Origin of the sequence: Tabrizicola sp. BL-A-41-H6 (genome assembly GCF_050632395.1) — a bacterium.
GTDB lineage: Bacteria > Pseudomonadota > Alphaproteobacteria > Rhodobacterales > Rhodobacteraceae > JAUYQR01.
On record NZ_CP192600.1, the window covers coordinates 3,267,447 to 3,280,304 of the forward strand.

The window sequence follows — 12,858 nt, forward strand, 5'->3', positions numbered from 1 at the left end:
GGAGTGTCCGCACCCCAAGCGCCCCCGCGTGTCGGTCGCGGTCAGCTTTAAAACCGTGAGGAGTAAGCAGCAAAGTTAAGAAGCGCCCTACACCCCCAAGCCCTCGCAAGCGTGCTCGGGCGTTCGCGGCTGAAAACAGTCCACTGGACTGTTTTCGCCCCGCGCCAAAGCGCGGGGCCGCCGCTCACCCCCCGTCTCCACCCGGATCAGCCGCACCTGATCCGCCGTCATATACCCCGTCACCTCGACACCCTCATCCGCCTGCAGCGCCTTGCTCCAAGTAAGCGCTCCCGGCAGACCGCCGCCTCACCCCTGCAGATCAGCATGAAACCACTTGCTGCGCCTGCATATTTTGGCAAAATCGTCATTCGCAGCCAGCAAGCCATCCGGTCAACGTTCGGTTCTAGCCAGTCCAAGGTACCAGTCATGGAAAAAGATTTCGCGCTGTGTTCGAAAATCATCGATCACATGGTTCAGGCCATTGCCAGAACCCCTGTTGATGACACCCCGTGCAAACATGCCATGCTGACAGACCTGTTCCCGCAAGACGTCTATCAGACCATCCTGTCCAATATCCCCGACCGCGCGGCGTTCCGTCCCATGAGCCTCGAGCATTTTCATGACGACAAAGGCGTCTCCACCCGCGACCTGCTCGAACTTCCCGAAATCGGAGTGCAGCGGATCGCCAGCCACCAGCAGGCCCTGTGGTGGGCCGTGGGCGCGGCGACCATGTCAACCGAGGTGAAGTCCGCCGTCTTTGCGGCCCTCGCTCCGGACCTCGCTCCGGTCTTCGATTGCTCAGAGGCCCAGGTGAACGACCAACCCGTTTTCGTCAGCACAGCCCTGCGCTTCGAGACGGAATCCTATCACATGCCACCCCACTTTGACGTTCATCCGCGTGTGGCCACCATGCTGATCTACCTACCGGAAGACGTCAGCCTCGATGGTCTCGGGACGGTGCTCTATGATTATGCGCCCAAGTGGCAGCGCCCGTTTCGCGCCGCCCACCGCGAGGTTCGGCGCGCGCCGTTCCTGCCGAACTCGGGGATCTTCTTTTCCGGCAGCAAGAGAAAGGTAAGGCCGGGCTGGCACGGCTTTGAAAGACCGGCCAAAGCCGCCCTCGGCAACGCCCCTCGCGTCAGCCTGCTGACCACCTGGTATACCGGCCCCAAAGACCTGCATGCGTCGACCCCGGATATCATCCCGGTCATGAAGCTTCCCAAGGCGGGATGACGCCGGAACGCCACCCTGCCGCCCCTCGCAAGGCCGGCCTTGGCCCAACAGTTGCCACGCGGTGAATGTCAACGCGGGCGGCCGCCTCACCCCCCCGTTTCCACCCGGATCAGCCGCACCTGATCCGCCGTCAGATACCCGGTCACCGCAACGCCCTCATCCGCCTGCCACTCTCCTATGGCCCGCCGCGTCCCGGCGCCGAACGTCCCGTCGGTCCGCAACGGGTCATAGCCCAGCCGCCGCAGTCGCCGCTGCACATCCACCCGCTCGTCCAGCGTCAGGCCCATAAGCCGCTCTTCCAGCGCCGCGCCATTCACCTCTTCTTCCGCCGGCGGTGCCGCACTCCCCGCCTGTTGCGCAATCAGCCGCACCTGCGCGCTCGTCATGTACCCCGTAGCCGCCCGCCGGTTCGCCTGCTGCCAGCCCTTGATCGCCGTCCGCGTCCGGCTGCCCCAAAGCCCGTCCGCCACCCCGGCGTCATAGCCAAGGTCGCTCAACTGCCGTTGGATCGTCACCCGCTGCGTCCGCGTCAGCCGCAAGGCCGCCTCGGTCTGCGCCGCCGAAATAGTGCCGGCCGTGGTGCCATCATCCGCCGGCGGCGTCACCACCGCGCCCTTCAGCAGCACCCGCAACTGGGCCTCGGTCACATAGCCAGTGGCCGCCTCGTTGCGGTCGCGCTGCCACCCGGCAATCGCGCTCCGCGTGTTTCGCCCCCAGACGCCGTCGGTGCCATAGGTCCGGTAGCCCAGCCGTGTCAGTTCCCGCTGCACCGCGACCTTTTGCGCGAAACTGATCCCCAGCCGCGCCTCGATCTGCGCCGCCGCCGCCGGCGATCCCTCGACCGGCGACCCCAGCCGCTCCAGCGCGCGCTCGGCATTCACGCGGTACTGGCCCTTGGGAAACTTCGCCAGATAATCGCGGTAAGCGCGGGCCGTATTGGCCTCCTGCGCCGCGATATAGGCGTTGCGGTCCAGTTCCTGCTGGATCAGCGTCTGGGCGATTCCCCCGATCACGTCCTCGAAATCGCCTTGCGCGGCGACGGGCATGGTCAGGCCAAGGCTGGCGGCAAGGGCCAGAGGCAGGGTGAAACTGCGCATGGCGGCATCCTTTTCAGTTCGGGTCGGGCCGGATCGGCCGTGGTCGCACATCAACGCACAAGGGGGCCGGTTGGTTGCAAGCGAACAGCACACTGGTCCACATGGTGTTTCAGCCTACCTTTGCGAAAAGGAGCCACCATGCAGACCCTGACCCTCTACCTCTCCACCGCCGCCGTCTTCCTGATCCTCGATGCGATCATGCTGACCTTCGTGATGAAACCCCTGTTCTCCCGCCACATCGGCCCGCTTCTGGCAGACCCCATCCGCTTTGGCCCCGCCGCGGCTTTCTACCTCGCCTACGTCGCAGGCCTCGTCTATCTGGTCAGCCTGCCTGCCCTGAAAACCGGCGCGCCGATCCTGCTGCCCGCCGCCATCATCGGCGCAATGGCCTACGGCACCTACGAATTCACCAGCTACGCGATCATGAAGGACTGGGATCTGTCGATGGTCCTCACCGACACGGCCTGGGGCACGGTCCTGACCGCATTTTCCGCCTGGGCCGGCATCGCCGTCACCCGCGCGATCACCGGCTAGCCTTCCCGCCGACGGTGCGACGTGTTACCAAGGGGTTTACGGAAACCCGCAACCCATTGATTTTCCATAACGCCGCGCATGTCCCACCGTGGGACACCCCTTCCGGAGCCCGCACCATGATCCTCTACGGCATCCCCACCTGCGACACCTGCAAAAAGGCCCTCAAGGCGCTGCAAGCCGCCGGAAAAGAGGTCACCTTCCGCGACGTCCGCGCCCAACCCCTCACCACGGCCGAGATCGAGGCCATCACCCACGAATTCGGTGACAGGGCTGTGAACAAGCAGTCCACCACCTACCGGGCCTTCAACGATTTCCTGAAAGCCTCCGACATCGAGGCGCAAATTGCAGCCCAGCCGACCGTCCTGAAACGGCCGATCATCCAGAACGGCACCACCTGGCACCTCGGCTGGGACGCCGCGACCGAAGCCGCCCTGACGGCTTAAAGCAGGCGCAGATCACCCGCCGATTGCTTGCCATCCCGGCCCGACTGCAACTCGAACCCGATCTTCTGATTGTCGTTCAGCCCCTTCAACCCGGCGCGTTCCACCGCCGAGATATGCACAAACACGTCCTTGCCGCCGTCATCAGGCGCGATGAAACCATAACCCTTGGTCGAGTTGAACCACTTCACGGTGCCGGTCGGCATGCCGCTTCTCCTCTCAGAACCCCCCGCGGCGTGATTGCCACGGGCCGTGCAATCAGGTCTTCCAGGGCCTTCAATCCGAGAGGCGGTCAGGAATTCTGTCGTCACTGTGGCAAATGATGCCAAGGATTCTCCGAAAATCAAGCTGCAAGGCAGGCACCGCCCAAGCGAAGCGCGCAGGAGGCTTCTAAGCCCCCCGCGCCACAGCCTGCATCCGCCCGCAAAAGCGACAGCGGCCTAGTGCCCGCCCGGCGGTAGCGCGGCCAGCCCGAACTCGGCCAGCGCTGCATCAAGGCCCAGCACCTCGGTGCGGTTTTCACCCAAGCGGCGGACGGAAACCGTGCGGTCCTCCACCTCTTTCATGCCGATGGCCAGGATCACCGGCACCTTGCCGACCGAATGTTCGCGCACCTTGTAGTTGATCTTTTCGTTGCGAACGTCGGCCTCGGCACGCACGCCGGCCTTCTTCAACGCGGCCACCACCTCAAGCACGAATGGGTCCGCATCCGACACGATGGATGCCACGACCACCTGCCGCGGCGCCAGCCAGAACGGCAGCTTGCCACCGTAGTTTTCCAACAGGATGCCGATGAACCGCTCGAACGACCCAAGGATCGCACGGTGCAGCATGTAGGGCATGTGCTTGGCCCCGTCCTCGCCAACATACTCCGCCCCCAGCCGGTCCGGCAGTTGCGCGTCGACCTGGAAGGTGCCGCACTGCCACTTTCGCCCGATTGCGTCGGTCAGCTTGAAATCCAGCTTCGGCCCGTAGAACGCACCTTCGCCGGGGTCGATCTCATAGGCGTTGCCGGTTTTCCGGATCGCGTTTTCCAGCGCGCCTTCGACGATATCCCACGTTTCGTCCTTGCCGATCCGCACCGCTGGCCGCGTCGACAGCTTGATCTCGAAACTGTCAAAGCCAAGGTCTTTGTAGACCGACGCCAGCAGAGTGATGAAATCGGCGCATTCGCTCTCGATCTGCTGTTCGGTGCAGAAGATATGCGCGTCGTCCTGCGTGAAGCCGCGCACCCGCATCAGTCCGTGCATCGATCCTGACGATTCGTAGCGGTGGCACGACCCGAACTCCGCCAGCCGCAAAGGCAGGTCGCGGTAGGATTTCAGCCCCTGATTATACACCTGCACATGGCACGGGCAGTTCATCGGCTTCAGCGCGTTGATGCGCTTTTCCTTGGCGCCTTCCTCGTCGACCTCCACCAGAAACATGTTCTCGCGGTAGGCTTCCCAGTGGCCCGACTTTTCCCAAAGCACCCGGTCCACCACCTGCGGCGTCCTGATCTCCTTGTAGCCCACCGTCCGCAGCCGACCGCGCATGTAATCTTCAAGCTGGCGGTAGATCGTCCAGCCGTTCGGGTGCCAGAACACCATCCCCGGCGCTTCTTCCTGCAGATGGAACAGCTCCATCTCGCGCCCCAGCTTGCGGTGGTCGCGCTTCGCGGCCTCCTCCAGCATCGTCAGATGCGCCTTCAGGTCGTCGCGGTTCTTGAACGCCACACCGTAGATGCGCTGCAACATCGGGCGGCTGGCATCGCCCAGCCAGTAAGCCCCCGCCACATGCGTCAACTTGAACGCATCCGCCGGCACCTGCCCGGTGTGCTGCAAATGCGGCCCCCGGCACAGGTCCTGCCAGTTCCCGTGCCAATACATCCGCAGGTCCTGATCTTCCGGAATCCGGTCGATCAACTCCAGCTTGAACGGCTCGTGCCGCCCACGGTAATACTCCACCGCCCGCGCGCGGTCCCACACCTCGGTCTTGACCGGCTCGCGGGCGTTGATGATCTGCTTCATCCGCGCCTCGATCTGGCCAAGGTCCTCCGGCGTGAACGGCTCTTCGCGGTCAAAGTCATAGAACCAGCCGTAATCGCGCACCGGCCCGATCGTCACCTTCACATCCGGCCAGATTTCCTGCACCGCCCGCGCCATGATATGCGCGCAGTCGTGCCGGATCAGCTCCAGCGCCTGCGCGTCATCGGCCAGCGTGTGAATCGCAATCGTCGCATCCGCCGCAATCGGCCAGGCCAGATCCCAGTGCGCCCCGTTGACGCTTGCGGAAATCGCCTTTTTCGCCAGCCCCGGCGCAATCGACGCCGCCACCTCGGCAGGCGTCACACCTGCAGCATACTCGCGCTTGTTGCCGTCGGGAAATGTCAGAGAGATGTTGGACATCGCGTGTCCTCCTCGTCGTTTTGGCGCCTACGAAACGCCCGGTTGCGGGTTATGTCGGGCGCCTTGTTGCCCCGCGCACCGCTTGATGTCAACCACTTGGCGGTTCTTTGCGCGCAGCCGGCACGCGCCCTGCCCCGCGCGCAGCACCCCTGCTATACCAACCCCATGACCACCTACCTCACCACCCCGCAAGGCCGCCACATCGCCTATGTCCGCACCCCCGGCAAGGAACCCGGCGTCGTGTTCCTCGGCGGCTTTCGGTCCGACATGACCGGCACCAAGGCTGTCCACCTACAAGTCTGGGCTGAGGCGCAGGGCCGCGCCTTCCTGCGCTTCGACTATTCCGGTCACGGCCGTTCGCACGGGCAGTTTGCCGACGGCGCGATCAGCGACTGGGCCGAGGACGCCCGCACCGTGATCGAAGCCCTCACCGAAGGCCCGCAAATCCTTGTCGGCTCGTCGATGGGCGGCTGGATCGCCCTCCTCCTCGCCCGCCAGATCCCGGAAAAGCTCGCGGGCCTCGTCGGCATCGCCGCCGCCCCGGATTTCACCGAAACCATGTGGGCCGAGGCGACGCCCGCCCAGCGCACCCAGCTTCTGAACGAAGGTGCCATCGCCAACCCTTCGGCCTATTCCGACGATCCCTACGTCATCACCCGCCGCCTGATCGAAGATGGCCGCCAGAACCTCGTGCTGCAATCCCCGCTTTTCCTGCCCTTCCCGACGCGCCTTCTACAAGGCAGCGCCGATGTCGACGTGCCGCCGCACCGCGCCCTTGCGCTGTTCGACCACGCCCGTGGCCCAGATATTCGCCTGACCCTCGTCAAGGATGCCGATCACCGCTTTTCAACCGGGCCGTGTCTTGCGATGATCACCGCAGCCGTCGAAGACATCCTGAAGGGAAGCCCCGATGCCAGCTAAGGCCCCGCCCCGCTGATGAAAGACCCGCTGGTCGTCCTGCCGGGCTTCATGGCCGACGCGCGGGCTTTCCTGCCGCAGCTTGTGCATCTGGGCACAAACCGGATGGTCATTGTCCTGCTGCCCACGCACGGCGATTCGGTCGAACAGATCACGCAGGCGGTTCTGCCGCTGCTGCCACCGCAGTTCGGCCTGCTTGGCCACGGGCTTGGCGGCCTTGTCGCGATAGAGATTCTGCGCCGCAAGCCCGAGGCTGTCACCCGCCTCGCCCTCATTGCCACCGATCCCCTGCCCGAACCGCCCCAGGCCGCCGCCGCTCGCGAGGTGCAGATCATCGCCGCCAAATCCGGCAAGCTGGCCGATGCCATGCGCCACGAAATCCCGATGACCGCGCTTGCCGAGACCGAATGGTGCGATGATGTGCTGGCCTTGGTGCAGGACATGGCCGCAGGGCTTGGCCCCGACCAGTTCCAACGCCAGTCCCGCGCGCTGCAACGGCGCCCCGACCAGCAAAAGACCCTGCGCAAGCTAAAGGTGCCGGCCTTGGTCATCGCCGGGGCAGCCGACACCATCGTGCCCTTGCGTCGTGCCGAATTTCTGGCGGGCCTCGTCCCGACCGCACGCCTGCACATAGTGCCGGATGCCGGCCACCTGCCGCAACTGGAACAGCCCGAGGCCGTGTCCGAAGCGCTGACAGAATTCTTCGCCGGGCCGCTTATGCTGCGGCCCGAACCCCTGTTACTGCGATGAGGCGAGGGCGATCTTCGCCTTCTTGCCCGACGCGCCACCTGAATTTGCGTCGATGAAGTTCAGCACCAGCGGGCGAATGTTCAACCGCCAGCTTTTGCCCGCGAAAATCCCGTAATGGCCCGCGCCCGGCTCCAGATGCTGGGCCTTCTTGGCATCGGGCAGCCCGGTCAGCAGGTTCAGCGCGGCCACGCATTGCCCCGGCGCGGAAATGTCGTCGTTGGCCCCCTCGACTGTCATCACCGCAACCTTGGTGATGGCACCCATGTCGACGGTCTTGCCTGCAACAACAAAGCTGTTGGTCGCAATCTCGCGGTTCTTGAAGATGCGCTCGACTGTGGAAAGATAGAACTCCGCCGTCATGTCCATCACGGCAAGGTATTCGTCGTAGAACCGGTTGTGCGCATCATGGTCGCTGCTTTCGCCGCGCGACACCCGGAAGATCTGCTCGGAAAACGCCTTGCCATGCCGCTCGGCGTTCATGGTGATGAAACTTTGCAGTTGCAGCAGCCCCGGATAGACCAGCCGCCCCGCGCCCTTGTGCTGGAACCCGACACGCTGGATCGCCAGATGCTCCAACTGCCCCATCGTGATCCGGCGGCCGAAATCCGTCACCTCGGTCGCAGCAGCGTCGGGGTCGACCGGCCCGCCGATCAGCGTCATGCTGCGCGGCTGTGCGTCAGGGTCTTGCCCTGCCAGATAGGCCGTCGCTGCCAAGGTCAGCGGCACCGGCTGGCAAACCGCGATCACATGCGTCTCCGGCCCCATGAATTTCATGAACTCGGCCAGATAGAGCGTATAATCCTCGACGTCGAACTTGCCCGCGCTCACCGGAATGTCGCGCGCGTTGTGCCAGTCGGTCACGAACACGTCGGCATCGGGCAGCAGGCTCGCCACGGTAGACCGCAGCAGCGTCGCGTAATGCCCCGACATCGGCGCCACCAGCAGCACCTTGCGCGCCATTGGCGGACGGCGGCGCACGAAGAACTGGATCAGGTTGCCGAACGGTTTTTCCACCACTTGGTTCACGTCCACCAGATGGTCCTGCCCATCCGGCCCGACAATCGACCGGATGCCCCAGTCGGGCTTGGCGATCATCCGGCTGAAGGTGCGTTCCGTCACCTCGCCCCACGCGGCCATCATCGGCAGCATCGGGTTCATCGACATCGCAAACGCCGGATATGACGCCATCGCCCTTGCGGTCGCGCCCAACCACTCATTCGTGTTGCGCGCACTTTCCATAAGGTCGTAGGTGAACATATACTTCATGACGTCTCCTTGCCCGGCGCGGGCTTCCCGTCGCGTGGCACGCTCACGGATAAGGTGACGCAATGCTGCACAGCGGCGAGAATAGGGTGGAAATGTTAGCATGACAACAGAAGACCGCACCCCCGGTTCCCCAACCGAAGCCGCCGATGCCGAAATGTCCGAAGCACGCGCCCTGCGGTTGCAGGAAAATCTCGCGCGCATCGAAGAGCTGTCCAAACGCCTGACCGCAGCCCTCACCCACCGCAAGCAGGCCGACCCCGCGCTCGCCGGCCCCGCCCCCGACGTCTACATGAAGGCCGCCACCGCCTACATCGCCGAAATGATGCAGAACCCGGCCCGCGTGGTGGAACATCAGGTCAACTACTGGGGCAAGACGCTGAAGCACTACGTCGAGGCGCAGCAGACCCTCGCCAAGGGCGAATTCAAGGCCCCGCCCGACCCCGGCCCGAAAGACCGCCGCTTCGCAAACCCGCTCTGGGACACCCACCCCTTCTTCAATTTCCTGAAGCAGCAATACCTCCTGAACTCCGAAGCGATCACCACCGCCGTCGACGACATGGAGGCCCTGCCCGACAACGACCGCCGCCGCGTGGAATACTTCACCCGCCAGATCGTCGACATGATGGCCCCCACGAACTTCCTCGCCACCAACCCCGACGCGCTGGAAAAGGCCGTGGCCACCGACGGGATGAGCCTTGTCCAAGGCCTCGAAAACCTCGTCCGCGACGTCGAAGGCAACCACGGCGAGCTTGTCGTCACCCTAGCCGACCGCGAAGCCTTCAAGGTCGGCGAGAACCTCGCCACCACCCCCGGCGAAGTCGTCTACCGCAACCGGATGCTGGAGCTGATCCAGTACACCCCGACCACCGACAAGGTCCACAAGATCCCCCTCCTGATCTTCCCGCCGTGGATCAACAAGTTCTACATAATGGACCTCAAGCCCCAGAATTCGCTGATCAAATGGATCGTCGACCAAGGCTTCACCCTCTTCGTCGTCTCCTGGGTCAACCCCGACCACACCTACGCCGGCACCTCGCTTGACGACTACATCCGCGACGGCTTCTTGCGCGCGATGGCCGAGGTCCGCCGCATCACCGGCGAGCCCAAGATCAACGCCGTCGGCTACTGCATCGGCGGCACCACCCTTGGCCTCACCCTCGCGCACCTGCACAACGCCGGGGATGCATCCGTCAACGCCGCCACCTTCTTCACCACGCTGGCCGATTTCTCCGATCCCGGCGAAGTCGGCGTGTTCCTGAACAACGATTTCGTCGATGGCATCGAACGCCAGACCGAAACCGACGGCATCCTGTCCAAGCTTTTCATGGCGCGCACGTTTTCCTTCCTGCGCTCCAACGACCTGATCTACGCCCCCGCGATCAAATCCTACATGATGGGCGAAGCCCCGCCCGCCTTCGACCTGCTTTACTGGAACGGCGACGGCACCAACCTGCCCGCCCGCATGGCGGTCGATTACCTGCGCGGCCTCTGCCAGGACGACGGTTTTGCCAAGGGCCAGTTCAAGGTCTTCGGCAAGCCCGTCTCGCTCCACGATATCAAACTGCCGCTCTGTGCCATCGCCTGCGAAACCGACCACATCGCCCACTGGCGTGGCAGCTTCAATTCGGTCCGCCAGATGGGGTCCGACGACAAGACCTTCATCCTGTCCGAGTCTGGCCACATCGCCGGCATCATCAACCCGCCGTCGAAGAACAAGTACGGCCACTACTCCAACGACGCCCCCGTCGAAGGCCCGCCGGAAGATTGGCTGAAGGCCGCAACTTTCCACAAGGGAAGCTGGTGGCCGCGCTGGAAAGACTGGCTCGCTGCGCGGTCCGGCCCGCTGGTAAAGGCGCGGCAACCCACCGATTCGCTCAGCCACGCGCCCGGCACCTATGTCACTGCCACTCCTGCCGACTGACATTTCAGCCGCTTTCCGCAGGGTTACGGGTGACTCGCCCGCCGCGCTTGCTGCATTGCAGAAAACACTTGAATTGCTGCGGTGCAGCATGTATATCTCTGTCATCGAAAAGCGGGCGGGTGCCCGTCAGCAAACGGAGCAGATGACATGACCAAGACCCCCGATTTCGCCAAGACCATGCAAGACATGATGGCTTCGTTCCCGGTTGACGCTTCGGCGTTCCAGAACGCATTCAAGACCCAGGCAGCCTTTGCCGAGAAGTTCTCGAAAGTCGCCCTCGAGGCCGCTGAAAAGTCCACCGAGATCACCTCGAAGTGGGCCAAGGACTCGATCGCCAAGCTTTCGGACGTCTCCAAGGCCAAATCCGAACCGACCGACTACACCAAGTCGGCCACCGACTTCGCTTCTGCCGCTGCCGAAATGGCTGCTGAAAACATGGCCGCTTTCGCTGAAGTTGCGAAAAAAGTTCAGATGGAAACCGTCGAACTGATGCTGGCTGCTGGCAAGGACATGTCGGAAGACGCGACCGCCGCCGTCAAAAAAGCCACCGCTGAAGTGACCTCGGTCGCCAAAAAGGCAGCCGCTGCCGCCAAGTAACACCCTTTCCAAGGTGTAACGAGTATCACGCTGTTGGAAGGGCGGGCCGGGGGCAACCCCGAGCCCGCCCTTTCTTTTTCTGCGGCGCTGCCATAAGCTTCTCTGCAAGCGCATAAACGGGCGCGATAACAGGGGGCGACAGATGGCCGATACCGAAAAGCCGCTGCTGATCAAGCGTTATGCCAGCCGCCGCCTCTACAATACCGAAACCTCCGATTACGTGACGCTGGAAGACATCGCCGGCTTCATCCGTCAGGGCCGAGAGGTGCAGATCGTCGATCTGAAATCCGGCGATGACCTGACCCGCCAGTATCTTCTGCAAATCGTCGCCGAACATGAATCCAAGGGCGAAAGCGTGCTGCCCGTCGATGTGCTGACCGACCTTGTGCGCAGCTACACCTCCGGCGTGCAGTCGATCGTGCCGCAATTTCTTGCCTCGTCTTTCGAAATGCTGCGCGAAAGCCAGACCAAGATGATGCAGAACCTGACCACCCTGCCAAACCCGATGGCCGCCGTGCCGGGGTTCGAGGCGATCCGCAAACAGCAGGAAGCCTTCCTGAAGACCGTGATGACCGGAATGCCCGGCTGGGGCGGCTCCGGCCCCGCCCGCGACGCCACAGAAACGCCCGCCGCGTCCGGCGACGATCTGGCCGACATCAAGCGCCAACTGGCCGAGCTTCAGAAAAAACTTTCCAAGCTCTGACCGATGGCCGAAGCCGAAGGCCGCGTCACACTCTGGGGGATCGAGGTCTTTCTGGCCGCCGCCGACGAAGGCGCAATCTCCGCCGCCGCCCGTCGCCTTGGTGTCAGCCCCTCTGCCATCAGCCAGCAACTGTCCAGCCTTGAAGCGGCCCTCGGCACCCAGCTTCTTGACCGCTCTGCCCGCCCGAACCGGATGACCACCGCTGGCTCCATCTTCCGCCGTCACGCCCAAGTCATCGTCAACGCCGCCGCCGAGGCCCGCGCCGAACTTGCGATGTCCGATCTTGCCGGGCTCACCACGCTGCGCCTCGGCATGATCGAGGATTTCGACAGCGACGTGACCCCCCGCCTATTGACCCGCCTTGCCCAGGATCTGCGCGGCTGCCGCTTCCTTCTGGAAACCGGCGCCAGCCACCGCCTGCTTGACCAGCTTGACACCCGCGCGCTCGACATCGTCGTGGCGGCCGATTTCGGCGCCGAACTGGCCAACGATGCCGACTGGCGCGAGGTGCATCCCTTGTTGTCGGACCCTTTCGTCGCCGTCACCCCGCCGGGCCGTCGCCCGGAAGACCTGCCGCTGATCCAGTATACCGCGCGTCATCTGATGGGTCGCCAGATCGCCGCCCACCTCTCGCGTCTTGGCCAGCGGCCCGCGCACCGGTTCGAACTCGACAGCTATCCCGCGATCCTCGCGATGGTCGCGGGCGGCGAAGGCTGGACGATCCTCACCCCCCTCGCGCTGCATCAGGCCCGCGCCTTCCGCGCGCAGGTCGAGGTGCATCCCCTGCCCTTTGCACCCCTCGAACGCACCCTGTCGCTCTCCACCCGCGCCGGTGTGCTGCGCGACATGCCGCTCAGGATCGCTGACCACCTGAAAGCCCTGATCGACAGCGAGGTGGTCCAACCCGCTCTCGCCACCTGGCCCTGGCTCGCCCCCGCCCTGCGGGTCCTGTAGGCGTTACCAATTCGTTAACGGGCCGAATTTATCCTTTTAAATCATGGCGCCAAAAAAT

General features: G+C 64.0%; 13 protein-coding genes. 9 read left to right on the top strand and 4 right to left on the bottom strand.

Features of this window, described 5'->3' with window-relative positions:
* Positions 1 to 324: 324 nt before the first annotated feature.
* Entirely contained in the window at positions 325 to 1,233 is a 909-nt protein-coding gene (locus ACROUL_RS16025; RefSeq protein WP_431300451.1) for a hypothetical protein, read from the top strand.
* An 86-nt stretch (positions 1,234 to 1,319) separates the two neighbouring features.
* Here the strand turns inward: ACROUL_RS16025 and ACROUL_RS16030 are convergent, their stop codons facing one another.
* Complete coding sequence (locus ACROUL_RS16030) at positions 1,320 to 2,330, bottom strand: peptidoglycan-binding protein (RefSeq protein ID WP_431300452.1); 1,011 nt, start codon at positions 2,328 to 2,330, stop codon at positions 1,320 to 1,322.
* A 138-nt stretch (positions 2,331 to 2,468) separates the two neighbouring features.
* Between ACROUL_RS16030 and ACROUL_RS16035 the strand changes: the two genes are divergently transcribed.
* Both ACROUL_RS16035 and ACROUL_RS16040 read left to right on the top strand, forming a co-directional pair.
* A complete protein-coding gene (locus ACROUL_RS16035) occupies positions 2,469 to 2,864 on the top strand; it encodes a DUF2177 family protein (protein ID WP_431300453.1) in 396 nt (131 codons plus the stop codon).
* Positions 2,865 to 2,980: 116 nt separating this feature from the next.
* Complete coding sequence (locus tag ACROUL_RS16040; RefSeq protein ID WP_431300454.1) at positions 2,981 to 3,307, top strand: arsenate reductase family protein; 327 nt, start codon at positions 2,981 to 2,983, stop codon at positions 3,305 to 3,307.
* On the opposite strand, the gene ACROUL_RS16045 is transcribed toward ACROUL_RS16040, so the two are convergent.
* Both ACROUL_RS16045 and thrS read right to left on the bottom strand, forming a co-directional pair.
* On the bottom strand, positions 3,304 to 3,510 hold the full coding sequence (locus ACROUL_RS16045) for a cold-shock protein (RefSeq protein WP_008030044.1): 207 nt from the start codon (positions 3,508 to 3,510) through the stop codon (positions 3,304 to 3,306). The two genes, ACROUL_RS16040 and ACROUL_RS16045, sit on opposite strands and share 4 nt — an antisense overlap.
* A gap of 234 nt (positions 3,511 to 3,744) precedes the next feature.
* On the bottom strand, positions 3,745 to 5,691 hold the full coding sequence (thrS, locus tag ACROUL_RS16050) for a threonine--tRNA ligase (RefSeq protein WP_431300455.1): 1,947 nt from the start codon (positions 5,689 to 5,691) through the stop codon (positions 3,745 to 3,747).
* Between the two features lie 165 nt (positions 5,692 to 5,856).
* On the opposite strand from thrS, the gene ACROUL_RS16055 reads away from it, so the two are divergent.
* Both ACROUL_RS16055 and ACROUL_RS16060 read left to right on the top strand, forming a co-directional pair.
* Entirely contained in the window at positions 5,857 to 6,612 is a 756-nt protein-coding gene (locus ACROUL_RS16055; protein ID WP_431300456.1) for an alpha/beta hydrolase, read from the top strand.
* Between the two features lie 15 nt (positions 6,613 to 6,627).
* A complete protein-coding gene (locus ACROUL_RS16060; RefSeq protein WP_431300457.1) occupies positions 6,628 to 7,359 on the top strand; it encodes an alpha/beta fold hydrolase in 732 nt (243 codons plus the stop codon).
* Here the strand turns inward: ACROUL_RS16060 and phaZ are convergent.
* Positions 7,348 to 8,625, bottom strand: coding sequence for a polyhydroxyalkanoate depolymerase (gene phaZ / locus ACROUL_RS16065; protein ID WP_431300458.1), 1,278 nt, complete (start codon positions 8,623 to 8,625; stop codon positions 7,348 to 7,350). The genes ACROUL_RS16060 and phaZ overlap by 12 nt on opposite strands.
* Before the next feature lie 100 nt (positions 8,626 to 8,725).
* Between phaZ and phaC the strand changes: the two genes are divergently transcribed.
* The 4 genes from phaC (at position 8,726) to ACROUL_RS16085 (ending at position 12,800) form a co-directional block, all read left to right on the top strand.
* The gene (phaC, locus tag ACROUL_RS16070) at positions 8,726 to 10,546 is read left to right on the top strand and encodes a class I poly(R)-hydroxyalkanoic acid synthase (protein WP_431300459.1); all 1,821 of its coding nucleotides are present in this window, start codon (positions 8,726 to 8,728) and stop codon (positions 10,544 to 10,546) included.
* 147 nt (positions 10,547 to 10,693) lie between these two features.
* Positions 10,694 to 11,143, top strand: a complete 450-nt coding sequence (locus ACROUL_RS16075; protein WP_305569225.1) for a phasin family protein — start codon at positions 10,694 to 10,696, stop codon at positions 11,141 to 11,143.
* A gap of 142 nt (positions 11,144 to 11,285) precedes the next feature.
* The gene (phaR, locus tag ACROUL_RS16080) at positions 11,286 to 11,846 is read left to right on the top strand and encodes a polyhydroxyalkanoate synthesis repressor PhaR (protein WP_431300460.1); all 561 of its coding nucleotides are present in this window, start codon (positions 11,286 to 11,288) and stop codon (positions 11,844 to 11,846) included.
* A 3-nt stretch (positions 11,847 to 11,849) separates the two neighbouring features.
* A complete protein-coding gene (locus ACROUL_RS16085; protein ID WP_431300461.1) occupies positions 11,850 to 12,800 on the top strand; it encodes a LysR family transcriptional regulator in 951 nt (316 codons plus the stop codon).
* The last annotated feature ends 58 nt before the right edge of the window (positions 12,801 to 12,858 follow it).

Bases quoted from the DNA above. Each gene is read 5' to 3' on its own strand.
- ACROUL_RS16040 (WP_431300454.1), top strand. From the start codon at position 2,981: ATGATCCTCTACGGCATCCCCACCTGCGACACCTGCAAAAAGGCCCTC.
- ACROUL_RS16030 (WP_431300452.1), bottom strand. From the start codon at position 2,330: ATGCGCAGTTTCACCCTGCCTCTGGCCCTTGCCGCCAGCCTTGGCCTG.
- ACROUL_RS16035 (WP_431300453.1), top strand. From the start codon at position 2,469: ATGCAGACCCTGACCCTCTACCTCTCCACCGCCGCCGTCTTCCTGATC.
- phaZ (WP_431300458.1), bottom strand. From the start codon at position 8,625: ATGAAGTATATGTTCACCTACGACCTTATGGAAAGTGCGCGCAACACG.
- thrS (WP_431300455.1), bottom strand. From the start codon at position 5,691: ATGTCCAACATCTCTCTGACATTTCCCGACGGCAACAAGCGCGAGTAT.
- ACROUL_RS16075 (WP_305569225.1), top strand. From the start codon at position 10,694: ATGACCAAGACCCCCGATTTCGCCAAGACCATGCAAGACATGATGGCT.
- phaR (WP_431300460.1), top strand. From the start codon at position 11,286: ATGGCCGATACCGAAAAGCCGCTGCTGATCAAGCGTTATGCCAGCCGC.
- ACROUL_RS16045 (WP_008030044.1), bottom strand. From the start codon at position 3,510: ATGCCGACCGGCACCGTGAAGTGGTTCAACTCGACCAAGGGTTATGGT.
- ACROUL_RS16025 (WP_431300451.1), top strand. From the start codon at position 325: ATGAAACCACTTGCTGCGCCTGCATATTTTGGCAAAATCGTCATTCGC.
- ACROUL_RS16060 (WP_431300457.1), top strand. From the start codon at position 6,628: ATGAAAGACCCGCTGGTCGTCCTGCCGGGCTTCATGGCCGACGCGCGG.
- ACROUL_RS16055 (WP_431300456.1), top strand. From the start codon at position 5,857: ATGACCACCTACCTCACCACCCCGCAAGGCCGCCACATCGCCTATGTC.
- ACROUL_RS16085 (WP_431300461.1), top strand. From the start codon at position 11,850: ATGGCCGAAGCCGAAGGCCGCGTCACACTCTGGGGGATCGAGGTCTTT.
- phaC (WP_431300459.1), top strand. From the start codon at position 8,726: ATGACAACAGAAGACCGCACCCCCGGTTCCCCAACCGAAGCCGCCGAT.